Source organism: Bradyrhizobium sp. Kon58, from assembly GCF_055807455.1.
Genome location: NZ_JBVVOT010000455.1, coordinates 1 through 267 on the forward strand (window position 1 = coordinate 1; position 267 = coordinate 267).

Below are 267 nucleotides of genomic sequence, written 5' to 3' on the forward strand. Positions count from 1 at the left end.
CATTTGCCGGTATCGGTGCAGCCAATGTGGTTGTCGATCCAGGCCTGCCAGTAGCGCATCAGCTTGGTGTAGCAGGACACATCCGCCTGGCTGAACAATTGCTCCATGCCGTGTACGTAGTTATCGAAGTAGGTATCGAGCAGCACCACGCCGAAAGCGTCCTTGGAAGCGAAGTAGTGATAGAACGAACCCTTCGGCACGGCGGCGGCTTGAAGTATTTCGTTCAAGCCCACCGCGGAAAATGCCGAGCCGGGATCCTGCCAGCCG

The 267-nt window shown here is 57.3% G+C and carries 1 protein-coding gene; it reads right to left on the bottom strand.

Going from position 1 to position 267, the window contains the following annotated elements; all coding sequences use genetic code 11:
• Positions 1-227 (bottom strand): TetR/AcrR family transcriptional regulator (locus tag AC0L20_RS41130; RefSeq protein WP_473295849.1); only part of this gene is annotated, 227 nt, incomplete at its 3' end.
• Positions 228-267: the final 40 nt, after the last annotated feature.